The sequence below is a fragment of the Kitasatospora sp. NPDC058478 genome (genome assembly GCF_042720345.1).
Taxonomy (GTDB): domain Bacteria; phylum Actinomycetota; class Actinomycetes; order Streptomycetales; family Streptomycetaceae; genus Kitasatospora.
The window spans coordinates 1-20,712 of the sequence record NZ_JBHXML010000031.1 but is presented as its reverse complement, the minus strand read 5'-3'; the positions used below and the strand labels follow the sequence as shown (position 1 = coordinate 20,712).

Annotated in this window: 14 protein-coding genes; all 14 read left to right on the top strand. The window is 72.6% G+C overall.

The window, feature by feature from the left end; all coding sequences use genetic code 11:
• The first annotated feature begins 1 nt into the window (after position 1).
• Entirely contained in the window at positions 2–1,609 is a 1,608-nt protein-coding gene (locus ACFWPT_RS18765; RefSeq protein WP_380371395.1) for a sensor histidine kinase, read from the top strand.
• A gap of 174 nt (positions 1,610–1,783) precedes the next feature.
• On the top strand, positions 1,784–2,755 hold the full coding sequence (locus tag ACFWPT_RS18760) for an LAETG motif-containing sortase-dependent surface protein (RefSeq protein WP_380482866.1): 972 nt from the start codon (positions 1,784–1,786) through the stop codon (positions 2,753–2,755).
• A 206-nt stretch (positions 2,756–2,961) separates the two neighbouring features.
• The gene (locus ACFWPT_RS18755) at positions 2,962–3,540 is read left to right on the top strand and encodes a Uma2 family endonuclease (RefSeq protein ID WP_380482864.1); all 579 of its coding nucleotides are present in this window, start codon (positions 2,962–2,964) and stop codon (positions 3,538–3,540) included.
• 4 nt (positions 3,541–3,544) lie between these two features.
• Positions 3,545–4,921 (top strand): oxygenase MpaB family protein, encoded by a 1,377-nt coding sequence (locus ACFWPT_RS18750; protein WP_380482862.1) that lies wholly within the window; start codon positions 3,545–3,547, stop codon positions 4,919–4,921.
• 418 nt (positions 4,922–5,339) lie between these two features.
• Positions 5,340–6,884: a cytochrome ubiquinol oxidase subunit I gene (locus ACFWPT_RS18745; protein WP_063348399.1), complete on the top strand. Its 1,545-nt coding sequence runs from the start codon at positions 5,340–5,342 to the stop codon at positions 6,882–6,884.
• Positions 6,885–6,903: 19 nt separating this feature from the next.
• The gene (gene cydB, locus ACFWPT_RS18740) at positions 6,904–7,929 is read left to right on the top strand and encodes a cytochrome d ubiquinol oxidase subunit II (protein ID WP_380482860.1); all 1,026 of its coding nucleotides are present in this window, start codon (positions 6,904–6,906) and stop codon (positions 7,927–7,929) included.
• Positions 7,930–7,933: 4 nt separating this feature from the next.
• Positions 7,934–11,509 carry a thiol reductant ABC exporter subunit CydD gene (gene cydD / locus ACFWPT_RS18735; protein WP_380482858.1) on the top strand — a complete coding sequence of 1,192 codons (3,576 nt, stop codon included), beginning with the start codon at positions 7,934–7,936 and terminating at the stop codon, positions 11,507–11,509.
• A gap of 93 nt (positions 11,510–11,602) precedes the next feature.
• The gene (locus tag ACFWPT_RS18730) at positions 11,603–13,411 is read left to right on the top strand and encodes a GAF domain-containing protein (protein ID WP_380335304.1); all 1,809 of its coding nucleotides are present in this window, start codon (positions 11,603–11,605) and stop codon (positions 13,409–13,411) included.
• 158 nt (positions 13,412–13,569) lie between these two features.
• Complete coding sequence (locus ACFWPT_RS18725) at positions 13,570–14,103, top strand: DUF1508 domain-containing protein (protein WP_107452896.1); 534 nt, start codon at positions 13,570–13,572, stop codon at positions 14,101–14,103.
• Positions 14,093–14,497, top strand: coding sequence for a hypothetical protein (locus ACFWPT_RS18720; protein ID WP_063348394.1), 405 nt, complete (start codon positions 14,093–14,095; stop codon positions 14,495–14,497). Before ACFWPT_RS18725 ends, ACFWPT_RS18720 begins: the two co-directional genes overlap by 11 nt.
• A 321-nt stretch (positions 14,498–14,818) precedes the next feature.
• Positions 14,819–15,856 carry a PstS family phosphate ABC transporter substrate-binding protein gene (locus ACFWPT_RS18715; protein ID WP_063348393.1) on the top strand — a complete coding sequence of 346 codons (1,038 nt, stop codon included), beginning with the start codon at positions 14,819–14,821 and terminating at the stop codon, positions 15,854–15,856.
• Between the two features lie 83 nt (positions 15,857–15,939).
• On the top strand, positions 15,940–16,977 hold the full coding sequence (locus tag ACFWPT_RS18710) for a substrate-binding domain-containing protein (protein WP_380482855.1): 1,038 nt from the start codon (positions 15,940–15,942) through the stop codon (positions 16,975–16,977).
• Between the two features lie 45 nt (positions 16,978–17,022).
• On the top strand, positions 17,023–17,613 hold the full coding sequence (locus ACFWPT_RS18705; RefSeq protein WP_063348391.1) for a hypothetical protein: 591 nt from the start codon (positions 17,023–17,025) through the stop codon (positions 17,611–17,613).
• 244 nt (positions 17,614–17,857) lie between these two features.
• The gene (locus tag ACFWPT_RS18700; RefSeq protein ID WP_380482853.1) at positions 17,858–20,539 is read left to right on the top strand and encodes a hypothetical protein; all 2,682 of its coding nucleotides are present in this window, start codon (positions 17,858–17,860) and stop codon (positions 20,537–20,539) included.
• Positions 20,540–20,712 lie beyond the last annotated feature (173 nt).

Sequence of the window (20,712 nt, the reverse complement as noted above, 5' to 3'; positions counted from 1 at the left end):
CGTGTCCGCCCGGCTCTCCACCCGGCTGTCGGTGTTCCGGCGGCCGCTCTCCCGGCTGCCCCTGCCCCGGCGGCCGCTCTCCCGGCTGTCGAGGCTGTCCGGGCTGTCCCGGTTGTCAAGGCTGTCCCTGCGCGCCCGGCTGCTGGTGCTCGCGCTGGTGCTGGTCACCACCGGCCTGGCGGTCAGCGACGCCGTCGTCCTCGGCACCGTCCGGGTGCAGCTGGTCGACCAACTCGACGAGCAGCTCCAGCGGTACGGGCTGCCGCTGTCCCACAAGGGCCCGGTCCGGGTCGGCACCCCGGAGGCCGGGCGCCCCGCCGTCACCGGCAAGCGCAGCACCCTGCCCAGCCAGTACCTGGTCCAGTACCTCTCCTCGGACGGCAAGGTGCAGGCCGTCATGCGCCAGCCCGTCTCCGACAGCGACCCGGCGCCCCAACTGGCCGGCCTCGACCCGACCCGCACCGAACCCGACGTCCCCTTCGACCTGCCCGACCAGCGCGGCCACTACAACTGGCGGGTGCTCGTGCTGCCGATCCAGACCCCCCGGGCCCCGGCCGCCGCCAGCCCCAGCGACTACGCCTCGCCCGCCGTCACCGCGACCTACGTCATGGTGGCCGTCTCCCGCGCGGACATCGACGCCACCGTCGGCAAGCTGCGCAGCTCCTTCCTCGCGATCGGCGGCGCCGTCCTGGTGCTGATCGCCGCACTCGGCTTCTTCGCCGTCCGGGCCGGGCTGCGGCCACTGCGCCGGATCGAGGCCGGCGCCGCCCGGATCGCCGACGGCGAACTCTCCCACCGGATGCCGGAACTCTCCCCCGGCACCGAGGTCGGGCGGCTCTCCATCGCGCTCAACGGCATGCTCACCCAGATCGAGGCCGCCTTCGCCGCCCGCGCCGAATCCGAGGCCCGGATGCGGCGGTTCGTCGCCGACGCCTCGCACGAACTGCGTACCCCGCTCGCCGGGATCCGCGGCTTCACCGAGCTCTACCGGATGGGCGCGCTGCCCACCGACGGGGACGTCAAGCGGACCATGACCCGGATCGAGAGCGAGGCCGTCCGGATGGGCGCCCTGGTCGAGGACCTGCTGGTGCTCGCCCGGCTCGACGAGGAACGCCCGCTCGACCTCGCCCCGATGGACCTGCGCACCCTCGCCGCGGACGCGCTGCACGACCTCACCGCCCTCGACCCGACCCGGCCCGTCTCCCTCACCGGCCCGTCCGGCACCGGCGCCCCCGGCGCGGCCCCCGTCCTCGGCGACGAGGCCCGGCTGCGGCAGGTGGTCACCAACCTGGTCGGCAACGCGGTCAAGCACACCCCGCCCGGCACCCCGGTGCGGATCGGGGTCGGCGGCGCGGGCGGCGTCTGCCTGCTGGAGGTCGCCGACGCCGGGCCGGGGCTCACCGACGGCCAGGCCCAGCGGGTCTTCGACCGCTTCTACCGGGTCGACGCCTCCCGCAGCCGGCACGGCGGCGGCGGCGCCGGACTCGGCCTCGCCATCGCCACCGCGCTCACCCACGCGCACGGCGGCACCCTCACCCTGGACACCGCCCCCGGCGCCGGCGCCACGTTCCGGGTCGAACTGCCCACCAACGGTGACCGGACTTCCTGACGGCATTGTCGACACGTCAATTCCCTTGCTGACCAGGCAATGGCGGGCCGTTTTCGTTGCCGGAATTCGGCATGGAGCGTAAAGAATCCGTGTGCCTATGATCAACGCTGTCGGGGCGTCAATAACGGCCCGGCACACGGCTTTTGCTTTCTTTCCGACCCGAAAGGGGTCATTGTGAAACTCCGCCGTACGCTGGTCTCGGCCGCCCTCGTCGCTGCCGTGATCTCGCCCGCAGCCATGCTCTCCGCGGCGCCCGCCTTCGCGGAGTCGGCTTCGACGGCGCAGACCCGGAACGACACCGGCTCGATCGCGGAGCTGGAGAAGGCCGCCGCCGGCGCGGCCAAGGCCCACCAGGCCGCCGTCGCCGCCGAGGCCGCCGGGCAGGCCGAGACCACGGCCTTCATGAACAACCCGCAGCCCTACCTCGGCAAGCTCCAGGAGGCCCAGGCCGCCGCCAAGACGGCCGCCGCGGCCCACGACAAGACCTACAACGAAGCCGTGGAGGCCTCGGCCGCGTACCGCTCCGCGAAGCCGGAGGAACTGGAAGCGGCCAGGGTGCGGATGCTGGCGGCGTTCGACGCGGCCAACGCCGCCACCGACGCGGACACCAACGCCAAGGCCGCCGTGACTGCCGCCGGCACGGCGCTGGACGACGCCAAGGTCGCGGCGATGCGCAAGCTCCACGGGCTGCAGGAGGCCACCAAGACCGCGGCCGCCGCCCAGGCCACTGCGGACAAGGCCCTCGCCGACGCCAAGGCCGCCGCCGAGAAGCCGGCCGACAAGCCCGCGGACAAGCCGAGCGACAAGCCGAGCGACAAGCCGAGCGAGAAGCCGGTCGAGCAGCCTGCCCCGGCCCCGGCGGAGCAGCCGGCCCAGCAGCCCGCCGCCGTCACCCCGGTCTCGGACACCACCGCGACCACCACCAACGGCACCGGCGCCGGCACCAAGGCGACCGCGGCGAGCAGCCAGGCCAAGTCGACGACCGCTGCCACGGCCAAGGCGACCACCGGTTCGACCACCGAGCTCGCCGAGACCGGTTCCAACCCGGCCACCCCGTACCTGGCGCTGGGTTCCGGCCTGGCCCTCAGCCTGGGTGCGGCGGCCCTCTACGTCTCCCGCCGCAAGCCGGCCCGCTCCTCCTCCTGATCCACCCGGTTCGCGCCCGCTCGGGAGGAGGGCGCGAACCCCACAGCACCCCGCACCGCAGGGCAGGCCCCCTCCCGGCCCGCCCTGCGGTTTCGCGTTTCCCGGCCCCGAAACGCCCCGATCGGGTGAACCCCCGCCGTTCACCCGACTGGCCCCCCGGTCGTGTGCGACGGTCCAGGTGCTCACTCACGCACCGGGAGATCGCTATGGACCCTGATCAGAGGTTGTGGAAGGCCTGGAAGGCCATGGCCGTCCCGGAGATCGCACGCGCAGAGATCGACGAAGACAGCATCACCATCTCGGTCATCGGTGACCTCCGTCATGCAGCGGTGGGAGGTGGCCTCAGGAAGGCGCTGACGAAGCACCTGCGCGGGACGGGGTACACGGCGACGCAAGGCCGGTATGTGACCGCCGGTTTGAAGGCGATGAAACCTGACCTCGCCGTGGCGCCGGACGACACGAAGGCGACCGAACACCCGGAGGGTATGGGGCTGTTGGCGTCCGGGATTCCCCTTGTCGCCGAGGTCGTGTGGCCCGACTGCTACGAACGCCGTGACCAGGAGTTCAAGCCGCGCGCCTACGCTTCCGCAGACATTCCGGTGTACGTGATCATCGATGACTACGATCACGGCGGTACCGTGACCGTACTTTCCCGTCCCGACGCCGAACGTCGTGCGTACGCGTCCTCGACCCGGATCCCGTACGGCGAGGAGGCCGTGATCCCCGAGGGCCCCGCGAAGGGGTTCGTGATCGGGCCGGAGATCACCGGTGAGCGTCGTGGCTGATCCCGTGGCTGATCCTGGGGTGTCGTTCCGGCGGGATCTGTCCGAGTGGCGGGTCGCGCTGGTCGCGTGGCGGTTGCTGGTGTTGCAGGCGGCGGATCCGGTGGTGGGGGCCGGGATGGCCGAGCACTCGACGTACCAGGCGCATCCGTGGCGGCGGGTGGAGCACACGCTGGGGAGCGGGCGGCGGCTGTTCTACCAGGACGGGGAGGCGCTGCGGCGGGAGGTCGCGCGGCTGGACCGGGCGCACAAGCGGATCCGCGGGACGGCGCCGGACGGGCGGGCGTACGACGCCGAGGACGCGGCGACCCGGGCGTGGGTGCTGCTGACGCTGTTCGAGTGCGTGGTGGCGATGCGGCGGCTGGGCGGGGATCCGTACGACGCCGGCCAACTGGAGGCGGCGTACCAGGAGTTCACCGGATCGGTGGCGGCCTTCGGACTGCCTGAGGGTGAACTCCCCGCCAGTGCCGCCGAGTTGCCCGCGTACTTCGCCCGGGCGGCGCGCGAGCGGCTGGAGCTCACCGAGGCGACCCGCTACCTGCTGGAGGACATGCTGCGCGGGGCCCCGCGGCCGCGCCGGCTGTGGTTCCTCGGGGACGCCGGGTGGCGGGTGCTGCGGGTGGTGGTGGCGCGGGCGATCACGGCGCTGACGGTGGCGGATCTGCCGCCGGCGGTGCGGGAGCGGTTCGGGCTGGTGCGGACGCGGCGGGCCGCGCTGTTGTCCTGGCTGCTGCACCGGGGCGTCGGCGCGGTCGTCCCGCTGCTGCCGGACCGGGTGCGCTACCGCTCTCCGGAGCAGGGCGGTGCTCCGGCCCGGTGGCGTCCGCCGCGTCAGGGCCGGCGCCGGGACGCGCGCGGGTCCCGGGTGGACCGGTTCTTCTGTGAGGTGCTGGACCAGACCGGCGACGGCTTCCTCACCGTCCACGACCTGCGGGCGATGGCGCACAACGTGTGCTGGCAGCTGGAGTTGGACGAGGCCGCCGAGGCGCGGGTGTACCAGGCCTTCGACGGCTGGTGGGAGCAGCTGCGCGCGGCGATGGACGCGAACGGCGACGGCAAGGTGAGCCGGGAGGAGTTCGTGGCGGCCACCGTCGCGGGCTGCGACCGGGATCCGGCCTATCTGGAGCAGGGGCTGCTGCCCGCGCTGCGGGCCGTGTTCACCGCCGCCGACACCGACGGCAGCGGCTTCCTGGAGGCGGACGAGTACCGGGCGGTGTTCGGCGGACCGCGCGTCCATCCGGCCGAACTGTCGCACGGGTTCCGCCAGTTGGACGTGGACGGGGACGGCCGGATCACCGTGGAGGAGTTCCTGCACGGCTTCACCGAGTTCTTCACCGCCCGCGCCGACTCCACCCCGGGCACCCAGCTCCTCGGCCGGGCGTAGCGGAGAAGCGAGGACGGGACCAGGGGTCGCTGGTCCCGCCAGGCGCCCGCGCCGCCGTGTCAAGCGCCGGATCGGCCAAGACCGCTCCGCCGGCTGCCCGGCCGTTCGTTGTCAGGGCCGTGGGCGGCTCCGCAGACTGTCCCCACCGCCACTGCGTTCACCACTGCACCGCCGCCGCACGGCCACACACGGTCACACGCGGCCACGCCCCGCTACGTACGGCTACGCACCGTTCCGAAGGTGTCAACCCCACCCCGCCTGCGATTCCTTCGTAAGGATGATGGATACTGCTCCTTGTGAACGTGTTCACGTTCACAAGCGGACAAGCTTGCGTAGTCGGGCAGCGGTCTACAGCTATAGATGAAGTTTGTCCGAAACATGCCCTTCGACAGGGCCGGTCGGTTGGAGAGAGGGCGACGTGGAGCTGGCAATCGCTCACGAGACCATCGCGCGATGGCAATTCGGCATCACCACCGTTTACCACTTCCTCTTCGTCCCGCTCACCATCAGCCTCGCCGCCATCGTGGCCGGGCTGGAGACCGCCTGGGTGAGGACGAACAAGGAGAAGTACTTCCACGCCACGAAGTTCTGGGGGAAGCTCTTCCTGATCAACATCGCGATGGGCGTGGTCACCGGCATCGTCCAGGAATTCCAGTTCGGCATGAACTGGTCCGACTACTCCCGTTTCGTCGGCGACGTCTTCGGCGCCCCGCTCGCGATGGAGGCGTTGATCGCCTTCTTCTTCGAGTCCACCTTCATCGGCCTGTGGATCTTCGGCTGGGACAAGCTGCCGAAGAAGATCCACTGCGCCTGCATGTGGATGGTCGCCCTGGGCACCGTGCTCTCCGCCTACTTCATCCTGGCGGCCAACTCCTGGATGCAGCACCCGGTCGGCTACTCGATCGACCCGGCCACCGGCAAGGCCCAGCTCACCGACATCGCCAAGGTGCTGTTCCAGAACACCACCCTCACCGTGGTGGCGCACACCCTGACCGCCGCCTTCCTCACCGGCGCGGCCTTCATGGTCGGCATCGCCTCCTTCCACCTCTGGAAGGCCAAGCGCAAGCCGGAGAACGCCGACCCCAAGAAGACCGCCGTGATGCGCACTTCGCTGCGGCTCGGCCTCGTCCTCGCCGTGGTCTTCGGCGCCGGCACCGCGCTCAGCGGCGACTCGCTCGCCAAGGTCATGTTCGAGCAGCAACCGATGAAGATGGCCGCCGCCGAGGCCCTGTGGGACACCCAGTCGCCCGCGCCGTTCTCGATCTTCGCGGTCGGCGACGTCAGCAAGGGCCACAACTCGGTCGAGCTGGAGATCCCCGGGATACTCTCCTTCCTCGCCCACAGCGACTTCAACTCCTCCGTCCCCGGCATCAACGACACCGCGGCCGCCGAGGCCGCCAAGTACGGCGGCGACCCCAAGGACTACATCCCGAGCATCTTCGTCACCTACTGGGGCTTCCGCCTCATGATCGGTTTCGGGATGACCTCCTTCGTGGCCGGCCTGATCGGGCTCTGGACCACCCGGCGCAAGAAGTTCCTGCGCCCCGAGTTCCGCACCGGCGAGACCGAGGTGCCCCGGTTGATGCTCACCCCCGGGCGGGAGATGGGTCCGTTCCTCACCAAGTGGAGCTGGCGGATCGGCATCCTGACCATGGGATTCCCGCTGATCGCCAACAGCTTCGGCTGGATCTTCACCGAGATGGGCCGCCAGCCCTGGGCCGTCTTCGGCCTGATGACCACGGCGAGCGCGGTCTCCCCCAACGTGAGCGTCGGCACCCAGATCGGCGCCCTCACCACCTTCACCCTGCTGTACGCGATCCTCGCCGTCGTCGAGGTCCGGCTGCTGGTGAAGTACGCCAAGGCCGGCCCGGTGGTGACCGAGCAGCCCCCCGCCAAGGACCCGACGCTGCGCGGACCGTCCTCGGACGACGACGCCGACAAGCCTCTCGCCTTCGCCTACTGAGGACCACAGGGGATCTGACATGCAACTCCACGACGTCTGGTTCGTACTGATCGCGGTCCTGTGGATCGGCTACTTCTTCCTGGAGGGCTTCGACTTCGGGATCGGCATCCTCACCAAGCCGCTCGCCCGCAACACCGCCGAACGGCGCGTCCTGATCAACACCATCGGCCCGGTCTGGGACGGCAACGAGGTCTGGCTGCTGACCGCCGGCGGCGCCACCTTCGCGGCCTTCCCGGACTGGTACGCGACCCTGTTCAGCGGCTTCTACATCCCGCTGCTGATCATCCTGGTCTGCCTCATCGTGCGCGGCGTGGCCTTCGAGTACCGGGCCAAGCGCGACGACGCGCGCTGGCAGCGCAACTGGGAGGAGGCCATCTTCTGGACCTCGCTGCTCCCGGCCTTCCTGTGGGGCGTGGCCTTCGCCAACATCGTGCGCGGCGTCGACATCGACGCGCAGAAGAACTACGTCGGCACCTTCTGGGACCTGCTCAACCCGTACGCCATCCTCGGCGGCCTGGTGACGCTCAGCCTGTTCACCTTCCACGGCGCGGTGTTCGCGGCGCTCAAGACGGTCGGCGAGATCCGCGACCGGGCCCGGGCCACCGCCCTGCGGGTGGGCGTGGTGGCGGCGGTGCTGGCGCTGGCCTTCCTGCTCTGGACGCAGGCCGACAACGGCAACGGCCGCAGCCTGGCCGCCCTGATCATCGCCGTGCTGGCCCTGGTCGGCGCCCTGGCGGCCAACCAACTCGGCCGCGAGGGATGGGCGTTCATCCTCTCCGGGGCGACCATCGTGGCCGCCGTCGCGATGCTCTTCCTGGCGCTCTTCCCGAACGTCATGCCCTCCACCCTCAACGACGGCTGGAGCCTGACCGTCAGCAACGCGGCCTCCTCGCCGTACACGCTGAAGCTGATGACCATCGTGGCCGCGGTGTTCACCCCGCTCGTGCTGCTCTACCAGGGCTGGACGTACTGGGTGTTCCGCAAGCGCATCGGCGTCCAGCACATCCCCGGGCACAACCCGGCCGCCGCGCTCGACCAGGCCTGACGCCGTGAAGCCGGTCGACCCCCGACTCCTCGGGTACGCCCGCACCACCCGTGCCTTCCTCGCCGGATCCGTGCTCCTCGGCGGGGCGGGCGCGGCCCTGGTGGTCGCCCAGGCGAGTCTGATCGCCGAGATCGTCGTCCGCGCCTTCCAGCGCCAGGCGACCCTCGGCGAACTGACCACGCCGCTGCTGCTGCTCGCCCTGACGGCCGTCGGGCGCGGGCTGGTCGGCTGGCTCACCGAACTCACCGCGCACCGGTCCGTCGCCCGGGTGAAGTCCACCCTGCGGCGCCGGCTGCTCGACCACGCCACCGCGCTCGGCCCGGCCTACCTGGCGGGCCGGCGCACCGGCGAACTCACCACCCTCGCCACCCGCGGCGTCGACGCGCTGGACGACTACTTCGCCCGCTACCTGCCGCAGTTGGCGCTCGCCGTCGTCGTCCCGGTGATCGTGCTGCTGCGGATCGTCGGCGCCGACTTCACCTCGGCCGCGATCATCGCCGGGACGCTCCCGCTGATCCCGCTGTTCATGGTGCTGATCGGGATGGCCACCCAGAGTCGGATGGACCGGCAGTGGGGCACCCTGGCCCGGCTCTCGCACCACTTCCTCGACGTGGTGGCCGGACTGCCCACCCTCAAGGTGTTCAACCGGGCCCGCGCCCAGGCCGCCACCATCGCCCGGATCACCGCCGACTACCGCCGCGCCACCCTGCGCACCCTGCGGATCGCCTTCATCTCCTCCTTCGCGCTGGAACTGCTCTCCACCCTGTCGGTCGCACTGGTCGCGGTCACCGTCGGCTTCCGGCTGGTGGACGGCACGCTCGACCTGGAGACCGGGCTGCTGATCCTGATCCTCGCCCCCGAGGTGTACTTCCCGATCCGCCAGGTCGGCGCGCTCTACCACTCCAGCGTGGAGGGCCTGACCGCCGCCGACGAGATCTTCCAGGTGCTGGAGACCCCGCTGCCCGCCGCCGGCACGGTGCCCGCACCCGCCCTCACCGGGGCCGTCGTCGCCGTCTCCGACCTGGTCGTACGCCACCCCGGCCGGACCGAGCCCGCCCTGGACGGCGCCGCGCTGACCCTGCGCCCGGGCACCACCACCGCCCTCACCGGCCCGAGCGGGGCCGGCAAGTCCACCCTGCTCGCCGTCCTGCTCGGCCTCGTCGCCCCGGACGCCGGCACCGTCCGGATCACCGCCGCCGACGGGCGGACCCACGACCTGGCCGCACTGGAACCGGCGAGCTGGCGGCGGCAGATCGCCTGGGTGCCGCAGCACCCGCACCTGTTCGCCGGGACGGTCGCCGACAACCTGCGGCTCTACCGCCCGGAGGCCACCGACGAGCAGCTGTGGACGGCGCTGCGGGCCGCGCACGCGCTCGACTTCGTGACCAGGCTGGACGCCCCGCTCGGCGAGGACGGCGCCGGGCTCTCCGCCGGGCAGCGCCAGCGGCTCGCGCTCGCCCGCGTCCTGCTCGCCGACGACCGGCCGCTGGTCCTCCTCGACGAGCCGACCGCCAACCTGGACGGCGCCTCCGAGGCCGCCGTCGTGGACGCCGTCCGGACGCTCGCCGAGGACCCGGCGCGCACCGTGCTGATCGTCGCCCACCGGCCGGCGCTGCTGGCCGTCGCCGACCGGCGGGTCCGGCTGGCGGGGGCGCCCGCCCCGGCCGCCGGCCCGGCTGCGGCGGTGGCCTCCGCTGCGGTCTCCGCTGCGGTCGGGCGGCCCGCGCACAGCGGGCGGCCGACGCCCGCCCCCGCCACGGCGCAGGACGAGCCCGAAGCCGACGCCGCCACCCCGAGGCTGGCGCTGTCCGTCCTGCTCGGCGCGCTCGCCCTCGGCTGCGCCGTCGCGCTGATGGCCACCTCCGGCTACCTGATCTCCCGGGCCTCCGAGATGCCGCCGGTGCTCTACCTGATGATGGCCGTCACCTCCGTACGGGCCTTCGGCATCGGCCGCAGCGTCTTCCGCTACGCCGAACGGCTGGTCTCGCACGACGCCGTGCTGCGCACCCTCGGCACCCTGCGGGCCGCCGTCTACCGGCGGCTCACCGCGCTCGCCCCGGCCGGACTGCCCGCCTTCCGGCGCGGCGACCTGCTCTCCCGGCTGGTCGCCGACGTCGACGCGATCCAGGACCACCACCTGCGCTGGCGGCTGCCGGCCGCCGTGGCGGGCGTGGTCTCGCTGGCCGCGGCGGCGGCGATGGGCGCCTTCCTGCCCGCCGCCGGGGTCGTGCTCGGGATCGGGCTGCTGCTCGCGGGCGCGGTGGTGCCCGCCCTGGCCGCCCGCTGGTCGGCCGGTGCCGAACGGCGGCAGGCCCCGGAGCGCGGGCGGCTCGCCACCACCGTCGTCGACGCCTTCACCGGCACCGCCGAACTCACCGTGGCCGGCGCGCTGCCCGGCCGGCTCGCCGCCGTCCACGGCGCCGACGCCGCGCTCACCCGGCTGGCCGCCCGCTCAGCGGCCACCACCGCGCTCGGCACCGGGCTGATCGCGCTGCTCACCGGGCTGACCGTGACCGCCGCGGCGGCCGTCGGCGTCCAGGGGGTGCACGGCGGCGCGCTGGCGCCGGTCTGCCTGGCCGTGGTCGTGCTCACCCCGCTGGCCGCGTTCGAGGCCGTCACCGGGATGCCGCTGGCCGTCCAGGCGCGCCAGCGCAGCCGGGCCGCGCGGGCCCGGCTGGACGAGGTGCTGGAGGCCGAGGCCGCCGTCCCGGAGCCGGCCGCGCCCGCCACGCTGCCCGAACAGCCGCTGCCGGTCGCCGTGCGCGGACTGACCGTCCGGCACCCCGGGCAGGCCGTGGACGCGCTCACCGGCGTCGACCTCGACCTCGCGGCCGGCCGCCGGATCGCCGTGGTCGGCCCGTCCGGCTCCGGCAAGACCACGCTGGCCCAGGCGCTGCTGCGGTTCCTGGAGCCGAGCGCGGGCGCCGTCACCTTCGCCGACGGCCGCCCACAGGCAGTGGACAGCCGCGCGCTCGCGGGCGAGGACGTCCGCCGGGTGATCGGACTGTGTGCCCAGGACGCCCACGTCTTCGACAGCTCGCTACGGGAGAACCTGCGGCTGGCCCGGCCGGGCGCCACCGAGGGCGACCTGCGCGCCGCGCTCGCCGCCGCCCGGCTGCTGGACTGGACGCTGACCCTGCCCGACGGCCTGGACACCATGGTCGGCGAGCACGGCGCCCGGCTCTCCGGCGGCCAGCGGCAGCGCCTCGCACTGGCCCGGGCCCTGCTCGCCGACTTCCCGGTGCTCGTCCTGGACGAGCCCGCCGAACACCTCGACCTGCCCACCGCCGACGCGCTCACCACCGACCTGCTGGCCGCCACCGAGGGCCGCACCACCGTGCTGATCACGCACCGGCTGGCCGGCCTGGACGACACCACCGTCGACGAGGTGCTGGTGCTGGACGGCGGCCGGGTCGCCGAGCGCGGCCGCTGGTCGGAGCTGATCGCGGACCGGGACGGGCGGCTGCACGCCATGTGGCGGCGGGAGCAGGAGGCGGACGGGCTGGTGGAGCGGGAGGCGGACGGGCTGCTGGAGCGGGAGGCGGACGGGCTGGTGGAGCCGGTCGGGGCCACCCGTTAGGACCGGTCGGGGCCACCTGCCAGGCCCGGTCAAGGCGCGGTTCCCGAGCAGCGCCGTCCTTCGGATGAAAAGCGTACAAACTAGGCTTTCTGCATGGACCCCACGCCAGAGCCCTCCGCCGCCGCGCCCGAGCCGACACCCCATCGGGTGCCGGAGATCGCTTCGCTCGGGCTGGACACCCTGGTCACCGAGGTCGCGGAGCGGCTGCAGTCGGCCGCCGCGGTCACCGACCGGATGCAGCGGCTGCTGGAGGCGGTGGTCTCGATCGGCGCCGGGCTCGACCTGCACGCCACCCTGCACCGGATCGCCACCGGCGCCGCCGAACTCGTCGACGCCCGGTACGCGGCCCTCGGTGTGATCGCCCCCGGCGGCACCGGCCTGGCCGACTTCATCCACGTCGGCGTCGACGACGAGACCGCCGCCGAGATCGGCGAACTGCCCGCCGGACGCGGCATCCTCGGCGCGCTGATCGACCGCCCCGAGCCGCTGCGGCTCGCCGACCTCGGTGCCGACCCGCGCTCCTCCGGATTCCCGCCGCACCACCCGGAGATGAAGACCTTCCTCGGCGAGCCGATCCGGGTCCGCGACGAGGTCTTCGGCAACCTCTACCTCACCGAGAAGAAGGGCGGCGGCGCCTTCACCCCCGAGGACGAACAGGTGGTGCACGCGCTCGCCGCGGCGGCCGGCGTCGCCATCGAGAACTCCCGGCTGTACGAGGAGGGGCGGCGCCGGGAACGCTGGATCGCCGGCGCCTCCGCCGTCACCACGGCGCTGCTCTCCACCGACCAGGCCGAGACCGCGCTCACCGTCGCGGCCGAGCAGGTCCGGGAGCTGGCGGACGCCGCGCTCGGCATGATCCTGCTCCCGACCGAACCGGCGGAGGACGGCGACGGGCAGATGCGGGTCGCCCACGCCTCCGGCGAGGCCGCCGAGTTCGTCCGGGGCGAGCTGCTGCCCAGGAAGAGCTTTGCGGCCCGACTGCTCGCCGGGGAGAGCGTCTACCTGGACGACATGTCCAGCGACCCGACCGTGGAGATCCGGCTCGCCCGCGCCTTCGGCCCGTCCATGGCCGTCCCGATGGTCGCCGCCGGGCGGGTGCTCGGCGGGCTCTGCGTCTGGCGCCCGCGCGGCGCCCTGTCGTTCACCGACACCGAGAAGCAGCTCGCCGAGACCTTCGCCTCGCAGGCCGCACTGGCCCTGCGGCTCGCCGAGGGCCAGCGCGACCAGCAGCGCCTGGCCGTCTTCCAGGACCGCGACCGGATCGCCCGCGACCTGCACGACCTGGTGATCCAGCGGCTGTTCGCCACCGGGATGATGCTGGAGAGCGCGGCCCGGCGGTCCGTGGTGCCCGAGGTGAAGGTCGGCATCGGCAAGGCGGTGGACGAGCTGGATGCCACCATCCAGGAGGTCCGCACCACCATCTACGCCCTCCAGCACGACAACCACGGCGACGCGCCGGACACCCTGCGCACCCGGGTGCTGCGGGAGGCCAGCCAGGCCGCGGCCGCGCTCGGCTTCAAGCCCTCGGTGAGCTTCGTCGGGCCGGTGGAGAGTCTGGTCGAGGAGAAGAACGGCCGCCAACTGCTCGCCGCGCTCAGGGAGATGCTCTCCAACACGGCCCGGCACGCGCGGGCCTCCCGGGTCGGCGTCGAGATCGACGCGACCGCCCACCTGGACGACACCGGCCGGCCGGTGAGCGGTGACCCGGAGTCGTTGGACCGGGGCGGGCGCCCGGGCGTGCTGCTGACGGTGACCGACGACGGCGTCGGCATCCCGGCGGGCGGGCGCCGCAGCGGCCTGCTCAACCTGACCCGGCGGGCCGAGGCGCTCGGCGGCGCCGCCTGGCACGAGGCCGGGCCGTACGGGAAGGGCACCAGGGTCCGCTGGACGGCCCGGCTCTGAACCCGGCCCGATCCTCCTCGGCGGTTGGCCGGTGAAAGTTAAACGAGGGAGAACTTCCCGACCAACAGCGCAAGTTGTGAACGTTCTGGGCTTTCCGTGGGTCCGTGTGCACACATAGCTTTGCACCGGTCTCGGAGGGGTAACCGGACGGGGGAGCAGTGGACGCGTCTGGCCGCGGGAACACCGCAGCAGGGGCAAGTCGAGGCGGGTTCAGGACGGAGCGCGCCCCGGACGGGCGGTACCGCTGGCAGCTGAAGGCGCCGAACGGCCGGGTGGTGGCCATCACCGCCGCCATGTTCGAGACGCCCGGCGAGGCCGAGCGCGGCTTCGACGGATTACGCGTCGGGGCCGCCGAACTCACCGCGCGGATCACCCACGTCCGGGACGGCATCGGCTGGATCTGGGTCGTCCCCGGGTCGCGCAGCCTGCCCGAGGTGCGCTCCAGCCGCGCGTACGAGCGGTACGCGACCTGCCAGAACGCCTTCCGGCGCTTCGTCGTGCTGCTGGCCAAACAGCCCGCGCGGGACCTGCCCGTCCGGGAGCTGCCCGTTCGTGAGCTGCCCGCTCGGGACCGGCCCGTTCGCGACCAGTCCGTTCGTGAGCGGCCCGCTCGGGAGCGGCCGGTTCGTGACCTGCCGGGCCGTGAACTTCCCCGGAACACCGTCTCGTTGAGACGCCCCGATGGCCGCTGAGGGGCGCGGCCCCCGTCTGCTGATCGTCCCCGCACCCGAACGCTGCCTGGGCTGGGCGCTGCGCGCCGCCAACGGGCGGCCGCTCGGCATGGGCGTGCGCACCTACCGCAGCGAGGAGGAACTCGCCGAGGCGGTCCGGGTGTTGCTGATCGAGCGGGCGGCCCTGCGATGTTCGGTGGCCCAGTCCGAGGGCCGGCAGTGGGTGTGGTCCGCCTACCTGCCGGTGCGCAGCACCCGGCGGACGGCGGTCGAGCCCGCGCCGGTGGCGCGCAGCGCCCGCGGCTACCTGCGGCGCGACCAGTGCCAGGCCGGCGCCGAGGGCTTCCTGTCCGGACTCCAGTGGGTGGGGCAGGAGTTGCGGCGGGGCGGTCGGGACGGCCGCTGGCCGCTGTGAGGCGGCCGGGGCCCACGTGCAGTTCCGGTGAAGCGCAGGTTTCCGGCAACACCCCGAGTCGCCACCTGGAGAAGAACGTCATCGGGCTCTGACCACCCCCTTTCCCCTCCGCCGCGCCCGCGCTGACCAGTCGCTAAACCTCGTTGAACCGATGAGTCGACAATCCCGACCCGCCCTCGACCTCCCTTCCGGCGGAACCACCGGGCCGGACAGGATCTGCACTGCCGGAGCGGCCGCAGCGGACGCGGCCACCGGCCCCGGGCTCCCAACCAGAGCACGGGTCCACGCGATGGACGTCTCTCCCACCGGAGGAAGAGAAACATGCGTAAGACCGCTGCCAAGCTGCTCACCATTGCCGCCCTGGCGACCTCCCTGGCCACCGTCGCCAGCGGCACCGCCCTGGCCGACCCGGCATCGCTCCCGGCCGCCAAGGACATCGTGGGCGTCGGCTCCGACACCACCCAGGCCGTCCTGAACCAGTTCTCGGCGGACTACAACGCCACCATTCCGAGCAGCAACACCACCACCCCGCGCCTGTACAGCTGGGACGCGACCGGCACCTCGCCGATCACCACCAAGACCGGCGCCACCTCCATCGCCCGCCCGAACGGCTCCGGCGCCGGCATCACCGCGCTGAAGAACAACACCAGCGCCACCGTGGACTTCGCCCGCTCCTCGCGCGGCCCGGCGTCGACCGACCCGAACACCTTCGACTTCGTGGCGTACGCCACGGACGCGGTGTCCTGGGCGGCCCAGAACGGCGGCAACGCGCCGGCCAACCTGACCACGCAGAACCTCAAGGACATCTACACCTGCAACGTCACCACCTGGGACCAGATCGACCCCAGCCTGCCCAGCACCACCATCAAGCCGTTCCTGCCGCAGTCCGGCTCCGGCACCCGCTCCTTCTTCCTCTCCACCATCGGCGTCTCGGCCTTCGGCCTCTGCGTCACCGAGGGCGTGCAGGAGAACGAGGGCAGCGACGCCCAGCTGAACGACCCCGACGCGCTGGTCCCCTACTCCGTCGCCCACTACGTCGGCCAGGTGTACTACGGCAAGGGCAGCGGCGCCGACGTCCAGGGCCCGCTGACCATCCGCAACGTGAACGGCGTCGCCCCGGTCGACACCGTCAACAAGGTGATCACCAACGCCTTCGCCGGTACCTCCTACGCCCGCAGCGTCTACAACGTGGTCCGTCACTCCGACTGGATCGCCACCGACACCCACGGCACCGCGCTGCGCGCCATCTTCGGCACCAGCGGCTGGGTCTGCACCAACGCCACCGCGTCCGCCGACCTGAAGAGCTTCGGCTTCCTGCCGCTGCCGGCCGGCGCCTGCGGCAGCGTCACCCACTCCTGATCCACCCCGCACCATCCGGCGGCCACGGGCGCAGCGCCCGTGGCCGCCGGCCATCGGAGGAGCCGTCGAAGGGGCCCGGGACCATGCGTGGAACGACGAAGAAGCTGCTCGCCGCCGCCGCTCTGGCGACGGCGGTCGTCACCGCGACCGGCGGCACGGGGGCCGCCGATCCGACGTCGCTGCCGGCCGCACGGGACATCGTGGGGGTGGGGGACGGCGTCACGCAGCTGGTGATGAACCAGCTCTCCGCGGACTACAACGCCACCATCCCGAGCACCGACACCACCACGCCGCGCCTGTACAGCTGGGACGCGACGGGCACCTCGCCGATCACCACCAAGACCGGCGCCACGTCGATCGCCCGCCCGAACGGGGCCGACGCCGGCATCCAGGCCTTGAAGAACAACACCAGTACCACCGTGGACTTCGCCCGCTCCTCACGTGGTCCGGCACTGACCGACCCGAACACCTTCGAATTCGTGGCGTTCGCATCGGACGCGGTGTCCTGGGCGGCCAAATCCGGTGGTAACGCGCCGGCCAACCTGACCACGCAGAACCTCAAGGACATCTACACCTGCAACGTCACCACCTGGGACCAGATCGACCCCAGCCTGCCCAGCACCACCATCAAGCCGTTCCTGCCGCAGCCCGGCTCAGCCCTCCGCACGAACTTCCTGTGGAAGATCGGCGTCTCGGCCTTCGGCCTCTGTGTGACCGAGGGTGTGCAGGAGAACGAGGGCAGCGACGCCCAGTTGAACGACCCCGACGCGCTGGTCCCCTACTCCGTGGGGCACTACGTCGGGCAGATGTACTACGGCCGGGGCAGCGGTTCGGATGTGCAGGGCCCGCTGACCATCCGCAACGTCAACGGCGACGCGCCGGTCGACACCGCGAAGAAGGCCATCAACAAGAACTTCGTCGGCGGTAGCTACGTCCTCTCCCTCTACCACGTGCTCCGCCGCTCCGACTGGAACGCCGCTGACGCCCACGCTGCCGCACTGCGCTCCGTCTTCGGCGCCGACGGTTGGATCTGCACCAATCCGACCGCCCTCGCGGACATCACCGGGTTCGGCTTCCTTCCGCTGCCGCCCCACGCCTGCGGGAGCATCACGCACAGCTGACCACTGCTCCACCCGCACCATCCCACCTCTCCCAAGGAGTTCAGCATGGCAAGAACCGGCATCCGCCTCGCCACCACCGGTGCCGCCGTCGTCCTGGCGGTCACCGGTGTCGGCGGTGTGGCCGTGGCCGACACCACCGCCACCGCGCCCACCGGCAGCGCCGTGATCACCGTCGACGGCGCGTTCCTGGCCAAGTCGGTGCTCAAGGGCATCGTCGTCGTCCCGCTGACGCCGGCCACCGCGGCCGCCGCCAACAACGCCATCACCGCGACCTTCCCGGTGACCGGCGGAGCGGCCAACATCCCGTCCTTCTCCGGGGACGTGCAGTTCGGCGGCAGCCTGCTCTTCTTCAACGCCACGAACGGCAAGAGCGTCGTCTTCAAGCAGCTCGACTTCGGCGTCCGCAGCTGGAAGATCACGGCCGTCCCGGACGGCGGCACCAACCCGGTGGCGCTGCTGGACCCGCTGGGCGACACCCAGGTCGGCCGCACCGGCACCACGCAGAGCCTCACCGCTTCCAGCCTCCAGGTGGACGCGGAGGGCGCGCAGTACCTGGACAAGGCCCTCGGCACCACGTACTTCACCGGCGGCCAGTCGGTCGGCTCGCTCGCCCTGTCCTTCACCCCGGGCAGCTGACCCCCGGTCCGCGATGACCGCGGGGTGATCTGCGGGCCCGCACCCCGGTGCGGGCCCGTACGCATTCGGACGACGCAACTCCGTTCCATGGGTGCCGCGTTGGGGTCTCGTACACCCTGTCGACCGGATCCGGCCATATCCGGCTGGCGCAATGGTCAGGTACCGGAACCGTCCGGTCGTCCGCATGCCTGATCCCCCTTGCGCCGCGTGCTGGGCGGCGCGGATTCGCACGGAGGTGCCCGCCATGAGAGTCCGACTACCCGACCGGAGGGATCCGGGGTGGTGGCGTCGCCGATGGCCGGCGATCGCGATGGTGTGGTCGGTGGTGGTGGCCCTCGGGGTGGTGCCGATCGGCCTGGGGGCGGTGCCACAGGCGGTGGCGGCGTCGTCCGCGGTGACGGTGAAGGGGCCGAAGCTCTGGAATCCGAGCACCGGGACGTACGGCAAGCAGGGGAGCATCACGCTCTCGCAGTCGAAGGACCTCACCAACCAGGTGGTCCAGCTCTCCTGGAGCGGCTTCACCCCGACCACGGACGGCAACGGCCAGCCGAGGACGATCGTGAAGCCCGGCGACGCCTACTCCTTCTTCGCCGTCCGGATCTACGAGTGCCGCGGCACCGATCCAAAGGTCACCGACTGTTACGGCAGCACCATGTACGGGCTGGATCCGGCTGCCGGGTTCCAGCAGCGGAAGACCGACGTGCCTGCGCCGGACTTCCCGAGCAACATGGTGATCTCCCCCACCAGTATGGACGGTTCGGGAGCCGCGACCATCGAGTTGTACACGGGGCTGCAGAGCCCGACCCTGGCCTGCGATGCCACCCACCCGTGTTCCCTGGTGGTGGAGGCCAACTACGGCGGTGACAGCCTCGGCCAGACGAATCCGCAGCAGACCGTGGACTGCACGAACCACACCCTCGATCTCACCACCGGATACAAGCTCGCGTCGGACGAGGTGTTCGGCAAGGACGCGGCCAACGGCATGTCGAGCGGCGAGCAGTGCGCCTGGGAGAACCGGGCCGTGGTGCCGCTGGCCTTCGCGCCCTCGCCGGCCGCCTGCGAGGCGCAGACGTCGGCGTTCCGTGCCGCGGGCCTGGAGGCGGCCAACCGGGCCGTGCAACTGTGGCGTTCCGGCCTGTGCCTGGGCGACAACCCGCTGTCCTTCCAGTACCTTCCCGCCGGCGGTGAGCCGCAGGCCCGGGCCGACTTCCTCGGCGGAGCGACGGACGTCGCGCTGACGGTCCGACCGGATACGTCGACGCCGCAACGCCCGTACGTCTACGCGCCGTTGTCGGCCTCGGGCGTGTCGGTGGCCTTCGTGGTCGACGACCCGTCGACCGGTCGGCAGATCAGGGACATGAAGCTCAACGCCCGGCTGCTGGCCAAGCTCCTCACCCAGTCGTACTCGCCCGCCGGAGGCGTGATCGCCTCCGTGAAGGGCAACCCGACCTGCATCTTCCGGGACCAGGAGTTCCTGAAGTTGAACCCGCTGCCGCCGGAGAGCGGGCTGAAGTGGCCGACGTCCTGCGCGGTCTCGCAGTCCAGCCCCATCGTGGTCGGCGGCACGACGGACCTGGTGTACCAGCTGACCTCGTGGATCGCCTCCGACCCGGACGCCGCGCGCTTCCTGGACGGCGAGCCGGACCCGTGGGGCATGCGGGTGGACACGTACTACCTGCGGCCGGCCTTCTCCGGCTACCCGACCGACTCCTTCGCCCGGCAGGACTCCTCCGGGCTGGTCGGGGCGACGACGCAGCCGCGCAGCAACTGGCGCGAGTACGAGTGGAATCCGGTCACCACGGGGCTCGGTGACGTGGCGCGGAAGCTGCTGCAGAACAAGCCGACCTGCATCGATCCGACCATCCAGCCCGACGGCGGCCACAACCAGTGCGCGCCGATGGACCCGGGCAGCCGGACGCTGTTCTCGATCATGGACGCCGGCCAGGCGAAGGCCTACGCGCTCCCCGAGGCCCAACTCCTCAACCCGGCGGGCGGGTTCGCCGCGCCCAGCACGTCCAGCTTCCAGTCCGCGGTGGCGGACATGACGGTGGACGCGTCGACGGGTGTCCAGCAACTGCCGTACGGCGTCGCCGACACGGCGTACGCCCACGACCAGTTCGCCTACCCGCTGACCAGCGTGCAGTACGCGATGGTGCCGACCAAGGGCGTGCCCGACGCCAAGGCGGCGGCGATCACCAAGTTCCTGAAGACGGTGACGACCAGCGGCCAGGTGTACGGCACCGAGCCCGGCCGGCTGGCGCAGGGCTTCCTCGCCCTGACCAACGCCCAGCGCGCGCAGGCGGCGGACGCCGCCTCGCACGTGGAGACGCAGGACGGCAAGCTGCCCGGCAACCAGGCCGCGCCGCCGAACCCGCCCCCCGTCACTCCCGACCCGGGGACGACCGGCGGTACCGGGGGCACCCCGGCGGGCGGATCGGGCGCCACGGACGGCGCCGCTCCCGGCACCGCGCCCGCGCCCGTGAGCGACGGCGGCACGGCGGCCGGCGGGACCGGGGACACCTCGGCCGACGGCAACACCTTCGGCACGACCGGCGGGACCAGCGGCACCGGCGGCACCGGCTCCATCGGATCCACCGGTTCCACCGGGACGACCGGCGGCACGGCCGGCACCGGCGGATCCGCCGCCGTCCCGGCCGCCGCAACGGCCGGCGGGGCGAAGGCCGCCGCTGCCCCCTCCGCGTCCGGCAAGCCGATCACTGTGGCGCCCGTCGCGGCCGGCACGCCGGCGGCGGACCGCTCCGGCATGGCCCGCCTGTTGCTCCCGATCGCGCTGATCGGCGGCCTGGTGCTGCTGGTCGGCGGACCGGCGACGCTGCTGCTGGGCGGCACTCCGGCCGGGCAGAAGGCGCTGACCGGGCTGCGCGAGGGCTGGTCGCGGGTGCGTCGCCGCCGCTGGGGCCGCTGACGCCCGGGGCTGACGCCCGCGCCGGTTGACGCCGGCGCACCTCGGACGAGTCGGCGGGGGCGCCCCGACCGCCCCCCCCCCACCAGCCCCCCGGGCCCGGTCCCGCAGCCCCCCGCCCCCAGACCCCGCCCCCCGCCCCCCCCCCGCCCCCCGCGCGGCGGCGACCCACCCCC